Origin of the sequence: Vibrio sp. D420a (genome assembly GCF_030248625.1) — a bacterium.
Taxonomy (GTDB): domain Bacteria; phylum Pseudomonadota; class Gammaproteobacteria; order Enterobacterales; family Vibrionaceae; genus Vibrio; species Vibrio fortis_A.
In genome coordinates, this window is record NZ_JAHGAN010000043.1 from 12,397 (window position 1) to 33,879 (window position 21,483).

At 41.6% G+C, this 21,483-nt stretch carries 19 protein-coding genes; 17 read left to right on the top strand and 2 right to left on the bottom strand.

What is annotated here, in order from left to right; genetic code table 11:
* The first annotated feature begins 1 nt into the window (after position 1).
* Positions 2 to 1,867: a Mu transposase C-terminal domain-containing protein gene (locus tag KI743_RS21565; RefSeq protein ID WP_152471232.1), complete on the top strand. Its 1,866-nt coding sequence runs from the start codon at positions 2 to 4 to the stop codon at positions 1,865 to 1,867.
* Positions 1,836 to 2,930 carry a TniB family NTP-binding protein gene (locus KI743_RS21570; RefSeq protein ID WP_172974337.1) on the top strand — a complete coding sequence of 365 codons (1,095 nt, stop codon included), beginning with the start codon at positions 1,836 to 1,838 and terminating at the stop codon, positions 2,928 to 2,930. Before KI743_RS21565 ends, KI743_RS21570 begins: the two co-directional genes overlap by 32 nt.
* Here KI743_RS21570 and KI743_RS21575 read toward each other — a convergent pair.
* Complete coding sequence (locus KI743_RS21575; RefSeq protein ID WP_152471230.1) at positions 2,927 to 3,241, bottom strand: helix-turn-helix domain-containing protein; 315 nt, start codon at positions 3,239 to 3,241, stop codon at positions 2,927 to 2,929. The genes KI743_RS21570 and KI743_RS21575 overlap by 4 nt on opposite strands.
* 101 nt (positions 3,242 to 3,342) lie before the next feature.
* Here KI743_RS21575 and KI743_RS21580 point away from each other — a divergent pair, with 101 nt between their 5' ends.
* Both KI743_RS21580 and KI743_RS21585 read left to right on the top strand, forming a co-directional pair.
* Positions 3,343 to 3,888: a hypothetical protein gene (locus KI743_RS21580; RefSeq protein ID WP_152471229.1), complete on the top strand. Its 546-nt coding sequence runs from the start codon at positions 3,343 to 3,345 to the stop codon at positions 3,886 to 3,888.
* Positions 3,882 to 5,261 carry a DEAD/DEAH box helicase gene (locus tag KI743_RS21585; RefSeq protein ID WP_285468124.1) on the top strand — a complete coding sequence of 460 codons (1,380 nt, stop codon included), beginning with the start codon at positions 3,882 to 3,884 and terminating at the stop codon, positions 5,259 to 5,261. The genes KI743_RS21580 and KI743_RS21585 overlap by 7 nt, the downstream gene beginning before the upstream one ends.
* A gap of 160 nt (positions 5,262 to 5,421) precedes the next feature.
* Here KI743_RS21585 and KI743_RS21590 read toward each other — a convergent pair whose 3' ends face one another.
* Positions 5,422 to 7,902, bottom strand: a complete 2,481-nt coding sequence (locus tag KI743_RS21590; protein WP_285468125.1) for an ATP-binding protein — start codon at positions 7,900 to 7,902, stop codon at positions 5,422 to 5,424.
* Positions 7,903 to 8,152: 250 nt separating this feature from the next.
* On the opposite strand from KI743_RS21590, the gene KI743_RS21595 reads away from it, so the two are divergent.
* The 13 genes from KI743_RS21595 to KI743_RS21655 all read left to right on the top strand — a co-directional run bounded on the left by KI743_RS21595 (position 8,153) and on the right by KI743_RS21655 (position 21,419).
* Positions 8,153 to 9,364, top strand: a complete 1,212-nt coding sequence (locus KI743_RS21595; RefSeq protein WP_152471226.1) for a TniQ family protein — start codon at positions 8,153 to 8,155, stop codon at positions 9,362 to 9,364.
* A gap of 2 nt (positions 9,365 to 9,366) precedes the next feature.
* The gene (locus KI743_RS21600) at positions 9,367 to 11,448 is read left to right on the top strand and encodes a type I-F CRISPR-associated protein Csy2 (protein WP_285468128.1); all 2,082 of its coding nucleotides are present in this window, start codon (positions 9,367 to 9,369) and stop codon (positions 11,446 to 11,448) included.
* A gap of 13 nt (positions 11,449 to 11,461) precedes the next feature.
* Positions 11,462 to 12,493, top strand: coding sequence for a type I-F CRISPR-associated protein Csy3 (gene csy3 / locus KI743_RS21605; protein ID WP_152471225.1), 1,032 nt, complete (start codon positions 11,462 to 11,464; stop codon positions 12,491 to 12,493).
* Positions 12,494 to 12,502: 9 nt separating this feature from the next.
* Complete coding sequence (gene cas6f / locus KI743_RS21610) at positions 12,503 to 13,120, top strand: type I-F CRISPR-associated endoribonuclease Cas6/Csy4 (protein WP_152471224.1); 618 nt, start codon at positions 12,503 to 12,505, stop codon at positions 13,118 to 13,120.
* 678 nt (positions 13,121 to 13,798) lie between these two features.
* The gene (locus KI743_RS21615; protein ID WP_253895671.1) at positions 13,799 to 14,233 is read left to right on the top strand and encodes a MerR family transcriptional regulator; all 435 of its coding nucleotides are present in this window, start codon (positions 13,799 to 13,801) and stop codon (positions 14,231 to 14,233) included.
* A 1-nt stretch (position 14,234) separates the two neighbouring features.
* The gene (locus KI743_RS21620; RefSeq protein WP_285468129.1) at positions 14,235 to 16,955 is read left to right on the top strand and encodes a heavy metal translocating P-type ATPase; all 2,721 of its coding nucleotides are present in this window, start codon (positions 14,235 to 14,237) and stop codon (positions 16,953 to 16,955) included.
* A gap of 180 nt (positions 16,956 to 17,135) precedes the next feature.
* Positions 17,136 to 17,423 (top strand): hypothetical protein, encoded by a 288-nt coding sequence (locus tag KI743_RS21625; protein ID WP_152471221.1) that lies wholly within the window; start codon positions 17,136 to 17,138, stop codon positions 17,421 to 17,423.
* A gap of 20 nt (positions 17,424 to 17,443) precedes the next feature.
* Positions 17,444 to 17,668 (top strand): hypothetical protein, encoded by a 225-nt coding sequence (locus KI743_RS21630; protein ID WP_152471220.1) that lies wholly within the window; start codon positions 17,444 to 17,446, stop codon positions 17,666 to 17,668.
* Between the two features lie 419 nt (positions 17,669 to 18,087).
* Positions 18,088 to 18,468, top strand: coding sequence for a DUF3316 domain-containing protein (locus KI743_RS21635; protein ID WP_152471219.1), 381 nt, complete (start codon positions 18,088 to 18,090; stop codon positions 18,466 to 18,468).
* Positions 18,469 to 18,552: 84 nt separating this feature from the next.
* Positions 18,553 to 18,888 carry a P-II family nitrogen regulator gene (locus KI743_RS21640; RefSeq protein ID WP_152471218.1) on the top strand — a complete coding sequence of 112 codons (336 nt, stop codon included), beginning with the start codon at positions 18,553 to 18,555 and terminating at the stop codon, positions 18,886 to 18,888.
* 35 nt (positions 18,889 to 18,923) lie between these two features.
* Positions 18,924 to 19,607: a heavy metal response regulator transcription factor gene (locus tag KI743_RS21645; protein WP_152471217.1), complete on the top strand. Its 684-nt coding sequence runs from the start codon at positions 18,924 to 18,926 to the stop codon at positions 19,605 to 19,607.
* A complete protein-coding gene (locus KI743_RS21650) occupies positions 19,604 to 20,923 on the top strand; it encodes a heavy metal sensor histidine kinase (protein ID WP_152471216.1) in 1,320 nt (439 codons plus the stop codon). Before KI743_RS21645 ends, KI743_RS21650 begins: the two co-directional genes overlap by 4 nt.
* A gap of 106 nt (positions 20,924 to 21,029) precedes the next feature.
* Positions 21,030 to 21,419 carry a hypothetical protein gene (locus KI743_RS21655; RefSeq protein WP_152471215.1) on the top strand — a complete coding sequence of 130 codons (390 nt, stop codon included), beginning with the start codon at positions 21,030 to 21,032 and terminating at the stop codon, positions 21,417 to 21,419.
* Positions 21,420 to 21,483: the final 64 nt, after the last annotated feature.

Genomic DNA, 21,483 nt, shown 5'->3' on the forward strand with positions numbered 1-21,483 from the left:
TATGTCATCGGACTCTAATAACATATTTGGGTTCTTTGATGAGTTTGAAGCTTCAGAGGGAGAGTCTCAGCCGCTTCCAATAGAGCTAATTCAAGAACCTATTGAAATCTCTTCAACTATTGATTCTCAATCACCGAAGGTACAGAAAGAAGTTATCCGTCGTATTAAAATTATCGATTTCGTGGAGAAGCGTTTAAAAGGTGGATGGACCGAGAAAAACTTGAACCCTATTTTAAGTCTCATTGAACCAGAATTACAGCTCACTCCCCCGAGTTGGCGAACTTTAGCAACTTGGAAAAAATATTATTTTGAAGCGGGTAAAGACCCATGTGCACTTATTCCGAAGCATACGTTTAAGGGCAATCGCCAAAAAGAAATGGATTCGCAATCCTTGATTGACGAGGCAATTCAGAACGTATACCTGACACGTGAGCGACTTAGCGTTGCAGAAGCATACCGATACTATAAGAGTCGAGTGATTCAAATAAATCGTGGGATTGTTGAGGGGAAAATTAAACCAATTTCAGAGCGCTCTTTTTACAATCGAATACACGGCTTACCTCCATATGAGGTCGCGATCGCAAGGTTTGGCAAACGATACGCAGACCGAGAATTTCGTTCGGTTGGTCAGCAAGTAGCTGCGACCAAACCAATGGAATATGTCGAAATTGACCATACCCCAGTACCAGTGATTTTGATTGATGATGAGTTGGATATTCCTTTGGGGCGCCCCTACCTGACTATGCTTTATGATCGTTTCAGTAAGTGTATCGTAGGGTTGAGTGTGAATTTTAGAGATCCCAGTTTCGACTCTGTGCGGAAGGCTTTGCTTAATACTCTAATAGATAAAAGCTGGTTAAAAAATAGCTACCCTTCTATAAAGAATGATTGGCCATGTCACGGAAAGATTGACTACCTAGTTGTTGATAATGGCGCTGAATTTTGGACCGATAGCTTAGAAGATTCTTTAAGACCATTTGTAACTGACATTCAATATAGTCAAACTGCTAAACCTTGGCGAAAGTCAGGGATCGAAAAACTCTTTGACCAGATGAATAAAGGGTTAGTGAACTCACTACCTGGAAAAACATTCACCAACCCTACTCAACTAGAAGATTACAACCCAAAGAAGGATGCGGTGGTTAGAGTTTCTGTATTTCTAGAACTACTTCATAAATGGATTGTCGACTATTACCATATGGCACCTGATTCAAGAGAACGTGACATTCCATACCACAAGTGGAAACAATCGGAGTGGACTCCCTCTTACTACAGTGGTGCTGAGAAGGAGCAGTTGAGAGTTGAGCTAGGTTTACTTAGACACAGAACCATTGGAGTGTCAGGGATCAGGCTTCATAACCTCCGCTATCAGTCCTCAGAACTTATTGAATACCGTAAATATTGGGCGTCCAACAATGGCAAAAAGCTGTATGTTAAGACCAAAACAGACCCTTCTGATATCAGCTCTATTCATGTTTATCTAGAATCGGAAAAGAAGTACATAAAAGTTCCAGCGGTAGACAACACCGGATATACAAGTGGTCTATCACTTTTTGAGCACGAACGCATACAGAGAGTACGCAGGCTTAACATCAGACAACTTGCTGATGATGAGTCGCTTGCAGATACATTTTTATATATGAAAAATCGTATTCAGGAAGAAACTGATAGATTCCGCAATGCAAAAAGTAATAAGGCTAGCTTGCCTAAAACGGGCAATACTTCGAAGTTAGCAAAGTTTAATGATGTAGGTTCTGAAGGGCCAAGCTCAATTAATACGACTCCAGATAAACAAGATACCACCTCAGTGTTCGATGCCCCAGAGCAGTTATTTGATGATGATTTCGAAGATATTGAGGGGTATTAATTTGAACTTAACATCTAGTCAGTTTGAGCAGCTAAGATCTTTCGAAACCTGTTTTATCGAATACCCTGCAATAACTGAAATCTACTCTATTTTCGATCAACTTCGTTTTAATCACTCCCTTGGCGGTGAACCAGAGTCTTTCTTGTTAACAGGCGAGGCCGGAAGTGGAAAGACGGCTTTGATTAATAATTACCTATCACGCTTTCCGTCGAGTTCAACTTGGAGCAAGCAACCTGTTCTTAGCACCAGAGTGCCGAGTCGCATAAATGAACAGAGTACGCTTACGCAGTTTTTAGTCGATTTAAATGGAAAGTCCGGCGGAAGAGGTACCCGTCGACTTAATGAAATTGCCCTTGGTGAGGCAGTCGTAACGCAACTTAAACGTAAATCTGTTGAGCTGATTATCGTCAATGAAATTCAAGAGCTTGTGGAATTTTCTACAGCAGAAGAAAGGCAAGCTATTGCTAATACGTTCAAATATATAAGTGAAGAAGCAAAAGTCTCGTTTGTGTTGGTTGGTATGCCTTATGCCGATGTGATAGCGACAGAGCCACAATGGAACTCGAGGTTAAGTTGGAGACGAAAGATTGAGTATTTCAAGATCTTGAAAGCTAACAGTTATTCGAGTGGAACGGCATCTTATGCTTTTGACTTGGAACAAAAAAAGCATTTTGCGAAATTTGTCGCGGGTTTGAGTGCGAGAATGAGTTTTGATGAACCGCCAGTGCTTACAAAAAATGAAGTTTTATATCCTTTGTTTGTTATGTGTAAGGGAGAATGCCGAGCGTTGAAGCACTTCCTGAAAGATGCACTACTGATGAGTTTCAATGACAACGTTGATACGATAGACAAAGCGATATTGTCGCGCACGTTTTCATTTAAGTTCCCCTATTTGGATAACCCATTTGATGCTCCTGTAGAGGAGCTTCGTCTTCATCAAATTGACTCTGGCTCTGCGTACAACCTAAATGCTATTGCCGCAGAAGATAAAATACTTGCCCCGCGATTTACAGATGCAATTCCGTTGAGCATGTTGTTGAGTAAAAGCGGACTTAAAGCTTAGAGATTACTTTCGCCATTTAGGTTTTCCAGTAGCGCCTTTTTCTCTTCATCACTCATCTTATCAATGGCACACGCCAGTTCAGCACTTAATTCGTTCCTACAGAAAAAATAGTTCAAGGGAACATTTAACTCTTCAGCCATTCGTTCGAGTGTACCAATATCCGGTACGTGTCTACCTTTCTCATAATGGTTCATTCGCCCACTAGCAGAACTTGGTTCCATGCCGATTTTCACCCCTAAATCTTTTTGGGTGATCTTGGCTTTTTTACGCGCAGCTTTGAGCCTCGCTGGGATTGGGTTGTCTTTCTGCACTTACACATTTCTTTTCAACCTTTAGATAACTTAGATTGTCTAAGTTTTACTGATTTTTGTATACTTAGCAATCCTAAGTTTTTATTGCATGTAAGAGTCACATGAAGAAAGTAACCAGAATTAACCCTCATATGTTTAACCTATTGATTGAAAAAGGGATGGACAATTTCTCTGTTATAGAAGCTAGGGATGCTTTGTTAAATGGTACTTCAACCTTTACGAGCAGTGACGAAGCTCGAAAGTATGTTTATAAGCAACTTCTATCACTTGAGGAGAAAGGCTGGCTTTCTGCCATTGGGGCTCGTAGAGGGAAGCGTTACCATCAAACTAATGAATTCAAAGCGCTCACAATTGAGCCTCGAGCAGCTAGAAATAAGAAAGCAAACGTTGATTCAATAACTGTTCAAACTCCGGAGTTCTCTCTAAATGCACTAGAACAAGAGAAAAAACAACATGAAGGTGAGTTAGCGATTACTTTGGGCGAGATTGAGGAATATCAATCTTTGTTAACGCGTTTTCCAAACAACAAACATGATATGGAGCCGTTATTCAATGCAGCGAGAGAGCGATCAGCTAAGCTATTGGGCAAAATCAATGCACTAACCAACTGGATGCAAGTAGCCCAAAGCAAGGCTTCCCAATGTTAAGAACATGGCAAGCTGAATGTGCAGCTCAAGTTATCGATAAATTCACTTCAAACAAACGTTCACACTTCTTCTGTCAAGCGACTCCAGGAGCAGGTAAAACTGTTATGGCTGCAGAGGTTGCTAAGCGTCTTTTTCAAGAAGGTATGATTGACTTAGTGCTCTGTTTCTCACCATCACTTTCGGTCGCTGAAGGAATGAGAAAGACCTTTTCATGGAAACTGGAATGTTCCTTTAATGGAGGCTTGGGCTCTTTAGGTGGGTCTTATACCTATCAATCCATCCGTTTTTTAGATGAAAACTTCTGGAACACTGTCAGTAAATATCGGGTACTAGTCGTATTTGATGAGATCCACCATTGTTCGTTTGATGACGAAGGGAGGTCAAACTCATGGGGGCTAGAAATTGTCTCGAAGATCCAAGGCTTTGCTCATTATACTTTGGCGCTGTCCGGCACTCCTTGGCGTTCTGATCGACTGCCGATTGTTATGGCCGAGTATTCTGGTCCTGATGGCAAGGTTGTTTGCGATTACCAATACGGCTTGCAACAGGCCGTTGAAGATAAGGTATGCCGCCGCCCTAAAATCGTTTTAATCGATAATGAACACCTGAGCGTTAAGGCTGGCAGTGACAATCAACACTTCGCCTCTATTCTTGATTGCCTTAAACAATCCGATGTCTCTTATCAAAGCGTCATCCACAACGAAGACGCTATGAATTACATACTAAATAACGGTTGCCAAAAGCTAGCCCAAATAAGACAAGAGTCCCCAAATGCAGGTGGTTTAGTCGTCGCTGCTTCTATCAAGCACGCTAAACATATTCAAAAGCGACTGATTGAGCACTTTAATCAGTCAGCATGCATAGTGACTTATCATCATGATAATCCGTTGAATGAAATTGAGTCTTTTCGTCATTCGAATGTTCAGTGGATAGTCAGTGTTGGAATGATCAGTGAAGGCACGGACATCCCTCGGCTGCAGGTTTGTTGTCATATGAGTTCGGTCAAAACAGAGCTTTACTTTAGACAAGTCCTTGGAAGGATATTGAGAGTTAATGATTCACCCAACCAAGAAGCATGGTTGTATACCTTTGCCGAAGAAAGTTTGATTGGGTTTGCTGAACGAATTGAACAGGATGTTCCAGAAGTTTGTATGTTAGTAGAGTCGAATCTACATTTTGTTACTTACGAACATAGTGAATTAAAATCGGATCATCAAAGTAAAGAGCTACGTGGCTTGGTTTCTACTAAGGTGGATAATACTGTTGCTTGGGGTGACAGATTAGATTTTAGTCTAGACCCCCTCTCGTCGCTCAACAGGGAGCTTTGCTTTGGAAGTTTTAAGAAAAGGGTATTGTCAGCTTTTTTGAACTGAAGAATATTCGTCCAAGTACTAATTTGATATTCGTACTTGGACAAAACAAATCAACTAGTAACCTCGTTAACTTGTAACTGAAAGCTCACCGAGTGTGGTAATACCCCATAACTTGATTGAACTTGTTATTGGCACGTGACCAATATGCTACAAGAGACAATTAGCTTGCTTTATCTATTGCTTTAACCTGATTGATATGTCGAGAAAGTGCTTCTATGAGATCCTTTTTTATCAGAGGCTTAGTTAATACTTCGTCCGCTCCAGCCTCTAAGAAAGCATGCGTTGACGTTTGCATAATATCTGCAGTCCACCCCATGACTACAATGTTACCTTTAACTGCTTCTCGTATTCTCCTAACCGTTTCCACACCACTTATTTTCGGCATGTGATTATCAATGATTACAAGGTTGAAGTTACCTGACTCCAGATGACTCAAGGCCTCAAACCCATCCCCACAAGTAACACATTCAACGTTCAACTTATCTAAAAAACCTTTGGCGATAATCCGGTTCATCTTGTTGTCATCAGCAACAAGGGCTTTAAATTGGGATAGGTCTACTACCTGAGATTCTGTATTCTTCTCATCCGAGTGGGCAATTGTAGGGAGGTCAATGACAAAACTGAATCGACTTCCTTTAGAAAGCTCACTTTCCACACTGATTTGACCATTCATCAATGTTACAAGCTTGTGGCAAATTGCTAGCCCCAGCCCGGTGCCACCGTAGTTTCGCGTTGTTGATATATCAGCTTGTTCAAACTCATTAAAGATTGATTGCAACCTATCATTAGGGATCCCAATACCCGAGTCCTGAACAGCAAACTCCATTTTAGAATGACTTAATTGTTTAATATCAATATCAATCGAACCACTTTCAGTAAACTTCATTGCGTTTCCAGCCAAATTAAGTAGTACTTGCCGGATTCGGACAGAGTCACCGTAGTATGTTAACGACGGATCGCAATGATCGGTCAGATTGAACTTAAGGCCTTTCTCCGAACACAAAGTTTGGTAAGTGTTTAATACTGGACTAATAATTTCAGACATTTTAAATGCGTGCTGATCAATCTCAAGGCTATCGTTTTCTATTTTAGCTAGGTCCAAAATATCATTTAGAATTGCAATCAAATGTTCTCCTGAACCTAGGGCTAATCTCAGAACCTCTCTCTGTTGTTCTTGCTCTAATTCGTCTACAAGCATCTGTAGGAGCCCAAGTAAACCATTCATAGGGGTTCTAATTTCATGGCTCATCGTTGCCAAAAAGAGTGATTTCGCTTGATTGGCCTGATGTGCTTTGCTCGCTTGCTCTTCAAGCTCAAGCTCAAGCTTTTTGAAGTCAGTAACATCACGTTCAATCGCGATAAAATGTGCAATCTCGCCGTCTTCGTTACGTAAAGGCACGATGTCAATATCCACCCAATAAGGCACTTTATCAATTGTATAATTCAAAATTTCAGCTTTAACTTGTTTACCTTTCTTCAGTGCAGAGCCAATTCGGCTTGCTGTTTCATTACATGTGTCCTCACCTTGAAGAAATGAACCTGGCGTCAAACCTTTCACCGAGTCTAATTGATGCCCAGTCATGACCTCAAAAGCGTTATTGACCCACTCAATACGCCCTTCTTTATCAGTAATAACAACGGCATCTCTTGCAGCTTTGACTACTGTTGCAAGAAGGTGGCTATCATGCTCTCTTTCTGCTAGTAATTTGTTAGACTCTTCTAGTAGTTTCTTTGATCCTTCTAACTCCTTATGGGGGTTTACAAATAGCTTTTGGCCCAGTAAAAAGACCAAAATAGAACTAGTGATTAGAACGATCAAAAGTCCATTCAATAGTTCTCTTTTAAGAGTTGATAGTTGTTCTTTAAGAAAAGAGCGACTGATACCTTGGGTTAACACTAAGTTGCCTCTAGCGAGGGGGGTTTGAGTTAGCAACCAGTCCTTTTCATTGTATTTACTTGCGTGTGAGCTAAATGAGTGATGGTTGTGCTCAAGTTTACGGTTTGTCTCTACTAGAGAAGCAACTGGAGGCTCCGTCTGGCTCAATTCATACCAACGTTCCCTATTTGTTACAAATGATCCAAAAAAGTCATCGTAGTCAACGGCAGTTTCCCCATATATAACACCAGTAAACTCACCGGATTGATACAAAGGCATAAACAGTTTTATGCAAATATGGTTAGTATCGTCATGCAAAAGATACAATATACGTTCATGCACGTTTTGATTTGCGATTGCAGAAAAGATTGCTTGTTCTTGTTTAGCTGCAGGGTGGCGAAAAGTATCTTCAAACAATAATTTCCCTGTACGGTCTCGGACTGCAAATTGCATCGATTGGTTTTGCCCTTTGAAGCGCTCTAGGTGATAAGAAAGGCGTTCTATGTTCGATTGTGATGCGGCGTCAATCACTCCTTGATGTTGAGAGGCTAATACAATGCGGTCCTCCGCCACCTCTAGATACTTTTCCATAAAAATTTTAGCGGATTCAATCTCGAAACTGCTGTTGCCTTTTTGTAACTGTTTGGCAGTCGATTGACTATGATTAGAAAGCACATAGAGTGATATACCACCGAATGTTAAAGATGTGAGTAATATGAAAAGAAATAGCAACACTTTAGGGCTAACTGAGGATAGTTTGACCATATCAAATGACTTCTATGTGGTTTCGATTAATTCATATGAAAACTATAGAATAGATAACGTTGCTAAAGTAGTGAGGGAGTCCATTTTTATCAAATTGCTCAACTAAAAAGTATTTCGTTACGAAATTTTTAGAAAGCCCTATCAGTTAGGCAGAAATGCATCATCACAGCACAAAATAAATATTATGGTTGCAATATACGAAAGATCTTCAATACTAAAACTTAGCAATTCTAAGTTTTAGTGGTGGCATGTGAAAACGGACATTCAATTTTACCTTGACGAATCGCTCGAAAGCTTCTTGTTGCGTTTATCGCAAGAGCAAGGTTACGAGCGATTTTCTCATTTTGCCGAAGATATCTGGTTCGACACCATGGATCAGCATAAGGCGATTGCTGGTGCTTTCCCCTTAGAGCTCAATCGCGTCAATATCTACCACGCTCAAACGACAAGCCAAATGCGAGTGCGGGTTCTTATCCACCTTGAGAACCAATTAAAGCTCAATAACTTTGGCGTACTTCGCCTAGCGCTATCACATTCAAAAGCTCAATTCTCTCCGCAATACAAAGCTGTGCATAGATTTGGTGCTGACTACCCTTATGCTTTTCTCCGCAAATGCTTCACGCCTATTTGTCCTCTGTGTATTGACGAAGCTCCCTACATTCGCCAGCAGTGGCAATTTATCTCTCACCAAGCTTGTGAACACCATGGCTGTAAACTGGTTCATCACTGTCCTGAGTGTAAGTCGAGACTTGAATACCAAAGCACCGAGAGTATTAGTCAGTGTGAATGCGGTTATGAACTCCGAAACTCGCCAGTAGAGGATGCGCAAGAGGTTGAGGTATTGGTCGCTCAATGGTTGTCAGGAAGCGATTCAAAACTCTTGGGATTGTTAACGGGGAAAATGACGTTATCCGAGCGCTATGGCTTTTTACTTTGGTATGTAAATCGTTATGGTGATATCGATGACCCTAGCTTTGAGTCATTCATTGAATATTGTTGCGCTTGGCCAGCGGCACTGTGGCAAGACCTCGATGTTTTGAAAGAGAAGGCAGAACTTGTTCGAGTAAAAGATTGGAAAAAGGTGTTTTTCAATGAAGCTTTTGGTGCTCTGCTTAAAGATTGTCGCCAGTTACCTAGTCGGCAGTTGAGTCACAATATCGTGCTTACTCAGGTGTTAGCTTACTTTACACAGCTGATGGCAGCAGTACCTTCAAGCGTGAAAGGAAATATTGGTGATGTACTGCTCAGTCCCTTAGAAGCTTCTACATTGCTCTCTTGCACCACAGATGAGGTATATCGGTTGTATGAGTTTGGTGAGATCAAAGCCGTTATTAGGCCGAGAATGCATACAAAGATAGCGAGTCATGAATCGGCGTTTACTTTACGAAGTGTCATCGAGACAAAGCTGACTCGAATGAGCTCTGAAAGTGATGGCTTAAATGTGTATTTGCCAGAGTGGTAATTATGACGAAATTAAGTGACTTATTGGCAATTGAAGACGAAGCGGTAAAGCAGGTTACGCTAAAGAAGATGTTCATGCCCTATACGGAAGATGTCTGTGTCAAAGGGTGTGAAAAAGAAGCGTTAACGATCTTGCTCAATCTCAGCTCAAGCCATCAATCAGATAGATGCTCGGATTGGTTGGATGTTGCCCGTGCTAAAAGGCATTTAAAAGCCGCAGAGAGCCTAGAGGCATCCCTTGATGAAATTAAGTGGTTCCACACTCATAATCTCAAGTTTCCAGACTGCCGAGTTAAAGATCAGCGAATAATTGCACAGCCTCTTTTGACAACCGAGGCATTGATTTCAAGCGCAGTATTAGAGCAACGCTTAGGGTGGGCGCATAATTCTGCAGTGTATCGCCATACATTGTGGTTATTGAATCCTTTCCGCTGGCAATCACAGTCCGAGTGTCTTCTTTTACTTGTTCAGCAAGAAACCTCTGTTTGGGTTGAGCTGCTCAAAGAATTTGGTTTAGGCATTAAGTCACTTGCTCGCTTAAAACATACAATTGAAGAACAACTTCCTGAAAATAGTTTTCCTGACAGTGTCAGCACTTACAGCAAGCAACTGCGGTTTCCATGGGGGGGGGATTATGTTTCGGTGACCCCAGTGGTCAGTCATGCCATCCAAAGAGAATTAGAAGTGAGATCGAGAAGTCGAGAAAGTAAGCTCAGCTTTGTGTCTTCATCGCTGCCAAACTCGGCAAGTATCGGGAATCTGTGTGGCAGTTTAGGTGGGCATATGAAAGTCCTAAACTACCCGTTAGACGTCAAACCAGCGCAGGGTGGGACGTTAACTGAAAGTCGCAAAAAGAGTGGCCACTACTTTGATGACCATCAGGTAACTAACGTTAAAATCTGTCAGGTGTTAAATCATCTAATTGGTTCAGAGCCATCAAAAACACAGAAGCAAAGGGAGAGCGCTCGTAAGGTTAGAAGTAAGATATTGCGAAAGCAGATAGCCCTGTGGATGCTTCCATTAATTGAATTAAGAGATATCGTTGATGTTGACCCTAATCAACAGCAATTGGAACATGATGACACTTTGGCTCAAGCCTTTTTGACCCAACCAGAATCGGATTTGGGCTCTTTAGCTAGCGAGTTTAACCGTTGCTTACATCTCGCGTTTCAGAATAACAAGTATGCCGCCAAGTTTGCCTATCATCCTAAGCTAATGCAGGTCATCAAAGCCCAAATCGTATGGATACTTGAACAGCTCAGTAAACCAAATGGCAATGAAGATAAGGTAACGGGTGAGCAGTATATCTATTTGTCATCAATGAGAGTGCAAGATGCGGTCGCAATGAGTAGCCCATATCTGTGTGGTGCTCCTTCTTTGGCGGCTATTTGGGGGTTCATGCACCATTACCAAAGAGAGTTTAATAAGCTAGTTAATTGTGATTCCCCGTTTGAGTTTTCGAGTTTCTCTTTTTATGTTCGAAGCGAGAAGATTCAACCGACAGCGAAGCTTACCGAACCCAACTCTGTCGCCAAAGCACGAACGGTTTCGAACGCTAAGCGACCAACCATTCGTAGTGAACGATTGGCGGACCTAGAAATAGACTTAGTTATCAGAGTACATAGCGACAGCCGAATTTCAGATTTTAAGTCCGCGCTTAAAACGGCACTTCCCGTTGCTTTCGCCGGAGGGGCATTATACCAACCACAGCTTTCGACACAGGTTGAGTGGCTTAAGACGTTTACCAGTAGGAGCGAGCTCTTCCACGTCATAAAGGGGTTACCCGCATACGGGCGATGGTTATACCCAAGTGAGAGCCAACCGAGTAGCTTTGATGAACTAGAGCGTTTAGTGACTAAAGATGCCGATAATTTGCCAGTTTCTATTGGCTACCATTTGTTAGAACGTCCAACTAAACGGTGCAACTCGATCACTGATTGTCACGCGTATGCAGAGAACGCCATAGGGTTAGCTAAAAAGGTGAATCCAATAGAAGTACGTTCTAGTGGAAGAGATCACTTTTTAAACCATGCCTTTTGGTCGATAGAATGCAGTAGCGAAACTATTCTTATAAAAAAACTATAGGGATTAATCGTTTATGGAACTTTGCACTCAGTTAAACTACGTTCGATCACTCTCTGCTGGCAAAGCATATTTCTACTATCTATCTAAAAGTGGTGAGATGTGTCCCCTTGACATTGATAGGACTAGGTTGCGTGCGCCAAAAGGTGGTTATTCAGAAGCCTATAAAGGAGGTAAGTTCGTAAAAAAGAATGTTGCTCCACAAGATTTAGCTTACTCCAATCCACAGTTTATCGAAGAGTGTTATGTAAAACCTGGTGTCGATGATATCTACTGTGCATTCTCCCTTCGAATTCGAGCCAATTCTCTAACTCCAGATACCTGTAGTGATGACGAAGCGCGCTCTAAACTTTCGTTACTTGCGAAAACATATCAAGAGCTCAATGGGTATCAGGAACTTGCTCTTAGATACGCGAAGAACATTCTGCTTGGTACTTGGCTTTGGAGAAACAGAGAGTGTCGAAAATTGTCGATAGAAGTGGCCACCAGTGATTCACAAACCTTGATTGTAGAAAACGCAACAAGGCTTTCTTGGTATGGTCATTGGGATAAAGCTTCAGCAGAATGCCTAGAAAAGCTCACAGCCTATTTGATGCGAGCCCTATCTGACCCGACCGAATATTTCTACATGGATGTCAAAGCTAAAATTGGAGTTGGTTGGGGGGATGAGGTTTACCCAAGCCAAGAGTTCTTGGATGATCGAGAAGATGGTGTTCCTACCAAGCAGTTAGCTACTGTCGAACTATTAAACGGAAAGGAAACTGTTGCATTTCATGGTCAAAAAATTGGTGCAGCGTTGCAATCGATTGACGATTGGTGGCATGAAGATGCAGATAAGCCCTTAAGAGTGAATGAGTATGGAGCTGACCGAGAGTACGTTATAGCAAGGCGACATGTTTCCTATGGGAATGACTTTTACCAGTTAGTCAGAAATACAGAGAATTGGATTGAGACAATGATAGCTTCTCAGACCATCCCAAATGACGTGCACTTTATTATGTCGGTCTTGATTAAAGGTGGTCTCTTCAATTGTTCCAAAGCGAAGTAAGGGATAGATATGACTAAGCGTTACTATTTCTTAATACGTTACATGCCTGCACAAGCCGACCATGAATTATTGGCAGGGCGGTGTATATCTCAAGTGCACTTGTTTATGGTCAATAACCGACAAGCGATGAATAGGATTGGTGTGAGCTTTCCTGATTGGAATGAATCGACAGTCGGCCAAACTATTGCCTTTGTTGCCGAAGATAAAGAGATGATGGTTGGGCTCTCTTTTCAGCCCTATTTCTCTGTGATGGTAAATGAAGGTTTATTTGAGATCTCTAGTGTATGTGAGGTTCCAGCCAATGCTTTAGAGGTAAGGTTTACCCGTAATCAAACGATTGGGAAAAGCTTTTTAGGCTCTAAGAAACGCCGAATCAAACGTAGCATGGCGAGAGTGGAACTATCTGGCGCTGGAACATCGTTACCAGCCACTAATGAAGAGCGAGTCATCGAGAGTTTTCATCGAATCCCAGTTTCTAGCGGCTCCTCAGCGCAAGATTATATTTTGTTCGTGCAAAAGGAGTTTGTCGATGAGCGCGTTGCAGCAAACTTTAATAGCTATGGTTTAGCCACCAATCAAGAAAGAAAAGGCACGGTACCTGAGTTACGCTTTTTACCTTTTTTCTAAAGCTCTTTTTTAGAGAAGTAAAAACAAGGGCTACAGAAGTAAGAAGAAAAAGGGTATTTTGGTGAATTGTGACTTTAAGCATACAGAATGAGATAGTTAAAGACTATATTCTACAGTGTCCTGCCGAATAGGCAGCTAAGAAAATTTCCGGCGGTACTGCATTTCCGATCATCATGTGTCCTGCCGAATAGGCAGCTAAGAATAGGTCAGGAAGAAAGCAACCTACCTGCTGAACAAGCAGTAGATAATCAAAACCATCATGTTTAGGCTTGATGGTTTTTTATTAGTTGGTCGATTTTATCGGGGGTGATTTTTAATACGGAAATAAATTTATCTTTGTCCCCGCGTCAGTTAAAAAATACTCGTGCGATTATCATATTAGTTGTCCCACAACTCTTGCACTCATCAATAAAACTCCTCTTAGATTTTTTCTCAATATGCTTGACCTATGTCTAACACATAGGTTTTAAGCTACAACTAATACATCATTAATTACGAATTGGAGAGAGTTATGAGTTGTTGTAACAAAGCCCCAAATGGTGGGAGCAGTGACCCTAAGTTGTTGTTAAAACTGTTCATCGGGTTGTTTGTGATTATATTTTTAGTCGCCTTTATTTTTGGCTAGCAACATAAAACGAACAAAGTCTCATGTGCATTAAACCTTCAGAGGAGTTGGTTATGTTGACAACTGAAATTGCGAGAGTAGCGGGTGTGACCGCTGAAACAGTCAGGTTTTACACTCGAAAAGGTCTTCTTTATGCAGAGAGAGATCCTAACAATGGCTACAAGATATACCAGCAAAGTGCGGTTAATCGCCTGAAGTTCATTTCTCATGCAAGAGCTATTGGTTTTAGCCTTAGTCAGATTCAAGAAATCATTGATTACTCTGAGCAAGGGCAGACTCCTTGCCCTGCTGTGAGGCAAATGCTGACTGATAAAATCGTAGAAACCAAGCAAAAGATCGAAGAATACCAACGACATTTAGCGATGATGGAAGCGACTTATACAGAGTGGGATGAAAAACCGGATATGGAGCCCAACGGCAACGCATTGTGTTGCCTAATCGAAGACTGGTCCGAGAAACACCATCAAGTATTACCCGAGGAAAACTAACATGAACACCACACAGTATTCTCTAGCACTTTCCGGCATTAATTGTGGCCGATGTGTCGCTAAAATTGTAGATGAGTTACGTGAAAGAGACCCGGATGTATCTTTCACTATTAATGAGACAAAACACAGAGCAGAGCTTATTACCACGTTAATGCCGGAAAGCGCGATAGAAGTCATTGCAAAGTTAGGATATGTGGCTTCAATACCTACGCAACAAGAGTATCGTACATCAGTATCCAATGTTACTTGTCAACACTGTGTAGGTAAAATCACTAAAGCAATAGTTGAACTGGACGCTACCGCTCAAGTAGTTGTTGATTTAGACAAGCAAACATTGGTGGTGAATAGCAGTTTGAACGGCGATGAAATTGAAAGCGTATTAGTCGAACAGGGCTATAGCGGTAGTACTGATGGCACACAACCACAAACTACGGATGTTACTAAATCGAATAAAGTGAAAACAACACAGGCGGTGGATGTCAGTATTGAGCTGTCATTAATCGGTGTCACTTGCGCAAGTTGTGTCAATACGATTGAAGGTACGCTTAGATCGGTGTCAGGAGTCGACTCTGTTGACGTGAACTTTGCGAATCGTACGGCGACCGTGGTTTCAAGTCAGCCTGCCAGCGTACTCATTGAGGCGATACAAGGCGCAGGATATGACGCAGAAGAAATTGTCGATCAGGCGTTAGCAAGCGACCTAAAAGAAGAGCGTGAAGCTGAGGAGTATCGCTTTAAAGTAAAACAAAGCGTTATTGGTCTTGGTCTCGGCGTGCCGTTGATGGTATACGGTCTGTTCGGCGGACCAATGAATGTTAATACGCAATCTGAGCAGTTGCTATGGTTGGCCGTAGGTTTAGTGACATTTTTTATTTTAGTCCGTGCGGGCAAGCACTTTTTTACTGGAGCTTGGAAGACCTTTCTGAGCCGTAATGCGAACATGGATACGTTGATAGCGTTGGGAACGGGTACCGCCTGGCTCTATTCAATGGTGGTCGTAGTCGGGCCGCAGTGGCTTCCAGAAAGTGCAAGGCATCTCTACTTTGAAGCTACTGCCATGATCATTGGTTTAATCAATTTAGGACAGGCGCTTGAGTTAAAGGCGCGAGGCAGAACTTCGCAGGCCATCAAGCGTTTGCTTGATTTGAGAGTCAAAACTGCCATGGTGATTCGTGACGGCAAAGAGATGTCTATACCGATTGAACAAGTTATCGCACGCGACTTGATTCGCGTTAGAGCCGGTGAAAAAGTCCCTGTTGATGGTGTGATTACAGAGGGGGAGACAACCATTGATGAGTCTATGCTCACTGGAGAGCCAATTCCTGTTGTTAAACAAGTGGGCAGCTCAGTGTCTGCCGGGACGATTAATGACCACGGAAGTTTCGTTTTTGAGGCACAGAAAGTGGGCAGTGATACTGTTCTTGCTCAGATCATCAGTATGGTGTCGAACGCGCAAAACTCAAAGCCACCAATCAGCCATCTAGCCGATAAAGTGTCTTCAGTGTTTGTACCAACTGTGATGATTCTATCGATTCTGACAGCGCTGGCTTGGTATAACTTTGGCCCTCAACCTTCCTTAGTTTATATGATTGTGGCAGCAACCTCGGTGTTGATCATCGCATGCCCATGTGCACTTGGTCTCGCAACGCCGATTTCTACTATGATCGGTGTCGGTAAGGCCGCCGAGTTTGGTGGGCTAATCCGAAATGGTGAAGCACTGCAAAGAGCCAGTGAATTGGATGTCGTTGTATTGGATAAAACTGGCACGATTACTCAAGGTAAACCTGAAGTAACAAATTTTGTCTTGTTGTCAGAGGACTCAGAGCTTCTGCCTTTGGTCAATGCTTTGGAGAAAGGGTCTAACCACCCGCTAGCTAAAGCGTTAATCGCATTTACTCAAAGTGAAGTGAGTGATGAAGCGAATCTACTAGAAGTGTCAGACTTCGAGTCATTAACCGGACTTGGTGTTCAGGCTCAGTATGCGAGTCAACGCGTGTTGCTTGGCAATCGCAAGCTGATGAACCAGTTTAAGGTCAATGTTGAATCGGTAACAGAGCATGCGTTGCAGTGGGAGCAAGAAGCTAACACAGTGGTGTATTTTGCGATAGGCGATCAACTGAAAGCGCTGTTCGGTATCAGTGATCCGATTCGAGATGATGCTCGAAGTGCGATAAATCGTTTTCATCAGCAAGGCATCCATGTCGTGATGCTAACGGGGGATAACCACAATACAGCGAAAGCGGTGGCATCACTCGCGAATGTTGATGAATATCACGCGCAATTGATGCCTGAGGATAAGCTTCACTGGATCAAGCAGTTGCAAGCGAAAGGGCATGTTGTTGGCATGGTCGGTGATGGTATCAATGATGCGCCAGCACTTGCTCAATCAGACGTTGGCTTTGCTATTGGCAGTGGTACGGATGTCGCGATTGAAAGTGCCGATATTACCTTGATGCGCAGCTCACTCCACGGTATCTCAGATGTGATTGGGATCAGTACTGCCACAATGAAGAACATTAAGCAGAACTTGTGGGGGGCGTTTATCTATAACAGCTTAGGTATTCCCGTGGCTGCAGGGCTTCTGTTTCCGTTCACAGGGTGGCTATTAAGTCCGATCATCGCTGGGGCAGCGATGTCACTGTCCTCTGTTACCGTCGTAACCAATGCGAACCGCTTGCGCTTATATACCCCACCTTCAGCCCCTACAACCAATGAGGAGTAGTACCATGTTAGTCAATTTTTTAGGTCTTACAGCAATCGTATTTATCGTCTGGTGGTTTTGGGGTAAGAAGAACGGCTAAGATGACAAAATTGTCATGAACCCCTCCCCATTACTGATCTAAGTGCTGCGATAAACTGAGTCTAAGTTAAACGAGTTCAAGTAACTTTGGAGAGCAAGAGAATGAAAAGCAAAAAGCCTGATTGTCACAAGAATGGTCATCACAAAGGTCATGGATGGATGATGATTCTATGTGCGTTATTAATGGTAGGTATTCCATTGTTTATTCTCACTTCTAGTCAAGAAGTGTTTAGTTGGGCATACCTGAGTAGTGCGATTGTTCCGTTAATCATCTGTTTAGCTATGCACGGTTTAATGATGAAGATGATTATGCCGAGTGAAAAGAAAGATTCAGAAACTAACGATCAATCGATGGCAAAGATTGAAAACAATCCAGAGTTCAAAGCATAAGTAAGGGTTTAGGTGATTTTATGAAAAAGTTATATGTATCAGTAATTCTTAGTAGTTTGATAGCTGCACCAGTGTTTGCGACTAGTACTAGTGAGCAGCATCTCAAGAGTTATACAAATCAAGATGTTCAGACACACATGAAGCAATCTAAGATGAGCAGTCAACAGGAATCCAATAGTATGATGGATGGTAAGAGTATGGAGAATATGCTTAACGATTGCAGAAAAATGATGGATAAGGTCTAAACATGGAAATGTAGGATTAGCGAAAGGACTTCAATTCTTCCAATTAAGTAAAGAGCTACTTTTGAAGTAGCTCTTTTTTTAATGAACATCAAACATAGTGCTGAAGCTTTGAAAGGTGTAGGACGAATTATAAGAACTGTTGATATTTTTGGCCAATTGAGCTCCCAGCATTTACGTGATCTGTATCTATTGGCTAACGGCCCTACCAGCCCCAACCTTGATCTCCTGGATTGATAGACACAGCTAACTAACGGTTCCATATATAAAATACAAATTAGTTTTAGGCGATTTCGAATTGCGGATTAACGATAAAAATGAAGGGCTCATCCAATTATGACAAAAATGTCATAATTGGATACCAATAGAGTCAGACCTGACCTGCTAAATTAAATTCGTCAACAACGAGAAAGGAAAGACGAATGAATACTCTTAATAAGATTTTGTTATCAGTTACTTGTTTATTGGTTAGTTCAGTATCAATTGCACAGCCATTACATTCCTCTGGTAATTATGTGAGCAGAGTAGACCATAAAACTGTTTCTATCGATGCGGTTAGCTCAAAACAAAGAGCATATATGTTAGGGGCAAAAAAATTGTCAGAGTTTGAGGGGATGAGTGGCAGAGAATTAAGTACGACTCTTATTCCTGTAACAACCAATGGTAGCCGACGAAATTCTACTCATCTGAAAGATGGAGGGTACGTAACTGTTCAAGAAAGGCTGAACAGTCAAGGGCAGCTTGAGTACGTAGCCAAAATCCACATTAATGTCCACTATCAGGAACGAGATAGTAATAACTAAACTGGCAATGTTCTTAGAGTTCTATACTACTTAAGGAGCTAAGGAGCTAAGGAGCTAAGGAGCTAAGGAGCTAAGGAGCGAATTATGATTGATAAAGTATCAGTAATATTTCAGGAGCATAGACTCGAAGAAATCGAATCTATTCTTATGGATGAAGGTGTTCGAAAGTTCACTATCTATCCAGTGCAAGGTCGCGGGACTCAAGCCAACTTAATTGATACACATGTATTGAGCTCGTACTACAAACTGGATGTGTTTATTGGTCAAAATTACACTGGGAGATTAACAGAAATATTGCTTAATACCGTAAGTGTATCGCAAGAAGGCAATGGGGTGACCTCTGTAGAAAGAAATGTTTTAGTATATGATAACAATACGAAACAGCAGATTTCATTATCCTCATACAATCACAAGCCGTGAGAGAAATTTGAGATCTGAAAAAGGTTTAATGTTATATGAAACTACTAGTGGTCGAAGACGAAGAAAAAGCAGGAGCTTATCTTAAGAAAGGGCTAATTGAGTCGGGCTATAGTGTAGATTTGTCAAAGGATGGCGTCGACGCATTATACTTAGCTACGTCTGGTGATTACGACCTCATCATCTTGGATATCATGCTTCCAAAATTGAATGGTTGGCAGATATTACACACACTTCGAAGCAGTGACATTTCGATCCCAGTAATTATTTTATCGGCAAAGGATGAAGTTGAAGATCGAGTTAAAGGGCTTGAACTGGGTGCGAATGACTATCTTGTTAAGCCTTTTGCATTTGTAGAATTACTTGCGAGAGTAAAAAACGTATTGCGTAATCAGGCTAGTACCAGCCGAGAGGTATCCACTTTAGATATTGCCGATTTGAGCTTTGATCTACTCAAACGTAAAGTTACACGTCAAAGTGATACGATTCAGTTGACGGCGAAAGAGTTCTCCTTACTAGAATATTTCTTTTCGAAAAAAGGACAAGTTGTGACTCGTACACAAATCGCATCGGCTGTTTGGGATATGAACTTTGATAGTGATACGAATGTTATTGATGCAGCAGTGAAGAGACTGAGGTCGAAAATCGACAAGCCTTATAAGCAAAAACTAATCCATACTGTCCGTGGTATGGGGTACAAACTTGATGACGCGGTAGAATGAAAAAATTATTAAGACAATCCATCGCTCGCAAACTGGTGTTTATGTTTGTCACTGCCTCTTTTGTTGTTTTAGTCGTTTTTGCTTTGACGATTCAGCACGCTATCAAGAATCACTTTAATGAACAAGATTATAAACATCTAGAAACAAAGCTCCTTCCTTTGATGGGCACTATCGAGCGAGATTTAGATATTTTTCATTCTTGGGATATCTCGGCTTGGATCTTAAACAACAAACAAGTGGTTCAAACGAATAATGGAACTATTGACTTTCCACCTGAACTGATAGAGGGCTCCTCATACGAATGGAGTGTAGGCAATAATCATTACCAAGCTTTTAAGTTTGATTATTCAGAGGTAGAAGGTGGTGCTATTGTTCTTGCAATAGATGTGACTCACCACAAGCTGTTTTTCGACAAGTTAAATACTATCCTATTTTGGACATTGGTTTTGACTGTAAGTTTATCTGGTGCTTACGCTTTAATTATTGTTAGAAATGGCCTGCTACCTCTAAAAACATTGAAGGAGTATATTGAGCAAGTGAATACGAGCAATCTCAGTATACGTATCCCAAGTGAATCACTTCCAAAGGAGCTAAGCAGTTTAATTGTTTCTCAAAACGAAATGTTAGAGAGGTTGCAAACAGGCTACCTCAGGTTGAGTGAGTTTTCATCCGATATTGCTCATGAGTTAAGAACACCGTTGAACAATATCATGACTCAGACTCAAGTGGCACTTGGTACAGAGCGCTCCATTGAAGAGTACGAAGATATTTTAGTATCGAATATCGAAGAACTAGAACGATTCAATAAGACCATTTCGGATACGCTGTACCTAGCTAAATCAGAGAACAAACTTTTGCATAAGACCGAATCAGAGCTTGAGTTGAAAGAGGTTATCACGCCCTTACTTGAGTACTATGAGGTATTGGCGGAAGAGAAAAACGTTCGATTTACTCTAGATGGTTCGTCGACTCTGTTCGGTGACAAAGATATGCTTCAACGAGCATTTGGCAATGTGTTGTCTAATGCGTTAAGGCATTGCTTTCATAATACGGATATATCGGTAGTAATCTCCGAATCAGAAACGAGCAACAAGGTGACAATTAGCAATACCGGTGAGCCTATTCCTTTGAGTTCTTTGCCATATATATTTGAACGGTTTTATCGTTCCGATAAGTCGCGTGTCCATAACGGAAGTGTTGGCGCTGGATTGGGGTTACCGATAGCTAAAGCGATTATGAAAGCGCATAGCGGGGATATCTTGGTGAACGCGAAGGATGAGCGAACTGAGTTCGTCTTTATTTTTAACAACTCTTAATTCCAACAAATTTTAAAGAACACTATTGCCCAACAGTTTCTATACTGTATTATGAATGCAAAGTAAAAGGTACGATATGATAAACTCTCTGAGACAGACAAGTATTATGATTATCAGCATCTTAGCAATGTTGATGTCTAGCTATGTCTCGAGTATGTCAATGATGGACATGAGTCCAATATCGACCTCTTCTTCACTTCAACCTAAACTTTCTCATCATGACTCGATGGGAATGACTGAGACAACAGCAAGTCATCATGCGATGATAGGCTGCCAACCGATGGAAGTGGCAGAGAGTGAAAGTTCTACTCATTGTGGTAGCTCATCTGTATTTGGTGGTGATTGCTGTAAAAGCGTTTGTTCTAGCGTATTCTTCCCACTCTCATCTTCTCGCTTAATCAATATATCTGAACCTGATTTAGCTCTGCGCCACCCAATAAAAATAGGCGTTACAGTAACTCGCATTCAGAGTTTACTGCGTCCACCCTCTGTTTAATTCAACTATTCTAACTATTTAGCTCTCAATTATTTCTGCTGGAAGGCAGAGGTTGAGGTATGTC

Coding starts and splice junctions, on each gene's coding strand:
- csy3 (WP_152471225.1), top strand. CDS start 11,462: ATGGAACTTTGCACTCAGTTAAACTACGTTCGATCACTCTCTGCTGGC.
- KI743_RS21580 (WP_152471229.1), top strand. CDS start 3,343: ATGAAGAAAGTAACCAGAATTAACCCTCATATGTTTAACCTATTGATT.
- KI743_RS21590 (WP_285468125.1), bottom strand. CDS start 7,902: ATGGTCAAACTATCCTCAGTTAGCCCTAAAGTGTTGCTATTTCTTTTC.
- KI743_RS21565 (WP_152471232.1), top strand. CDS start 2: ATGTCATCGGACTCTAATAACATATTTGGGTTCTTTGATGAGTTTGAA.
- KI743_RS21650 (WP_152471216.1), top strand. CDS start 19,604: ATGAAAAAATTATTAAGACAATCCATCGCTCGCAAACTGGTGTTTATG.
- KI743_RS21620 (WP_285468129.1), top strand. CDS start 14,235: ATGAACACCACACAGTATTCTCTAGCACTTTCCGGCATTAATTGTGGC.
- KI743_RS21600 (WP_285468128.1), top strand. CDS start 9,367: ATGACGAAATTAAGTGACTTATTGGCAATTGAAGACGAAGCGGTAAAG.
- KI743_RS21635 (WP_152471219.1), top strand. CDS start 18,088: ATGAATACTCTTAATAAGATTTTGTTATCAGTTACTTGTTTATTGGTT.
- KI743_RS21630 (WP_152471220.1), top strand. CDS start 17,444: ATGAAAAAGTTATATGTATCAGTAATTCTTAGTAGTTTGATAGCTGCA.
- KI743_RS21645 (WP_152471217.1), top strand. CDS start 18,924: ATGAAACTACTAGTGGTCGAAGACGAAGAAAAAGCAGGAGCTTATCTT.
- KI743_RS21585 (WP_285468124.1), top strand. CDS start 3,882: ATGTTAAGAACATGGCAAGCTGAATGTGCAGCTCAAGTTATCGATAAA.
- KI743_RS21655 (WP_152471215.1), top strand. CDS start 21,030: ATGATTATCAGCATCTTAGCAATGTTGATGTCTAGCTATGTCTCGAGT.
- KI743_RS21640 (WP_152471218.1), top strand. CDS start 18,553: ATGATTGATAAAGTATCAGTAATATTTCAGGAGCATAGACTCGAAGAA.
- cas6f (WP_152471224.1), top strand. CDS start 12,503: ATGACTAAGCGTTACTATTTCTTAATACGTTACATGCCTGCACAAGCC.
- KI743_RS21570 (WP_172974337.1), top strand. CDS start 1,836: ATGATGATTTCGAAGATATTGAGGGGTATTAATTTGAACTTAACATCT.
- KI743_RS21625 (WP_152471221.1), top strand. CDS start 17,136: ATGAAAAGCAAAAAGCCTGATTGTCACAAGAATGGTCATCACAAAGGT.
- KI743_RS21615 (WP_253895671.1), top strand. CDS start 13,799: ATGTTGACAACTGAAATTGCGAGAGTAGCGGGTGTGACCGCTGAAACA.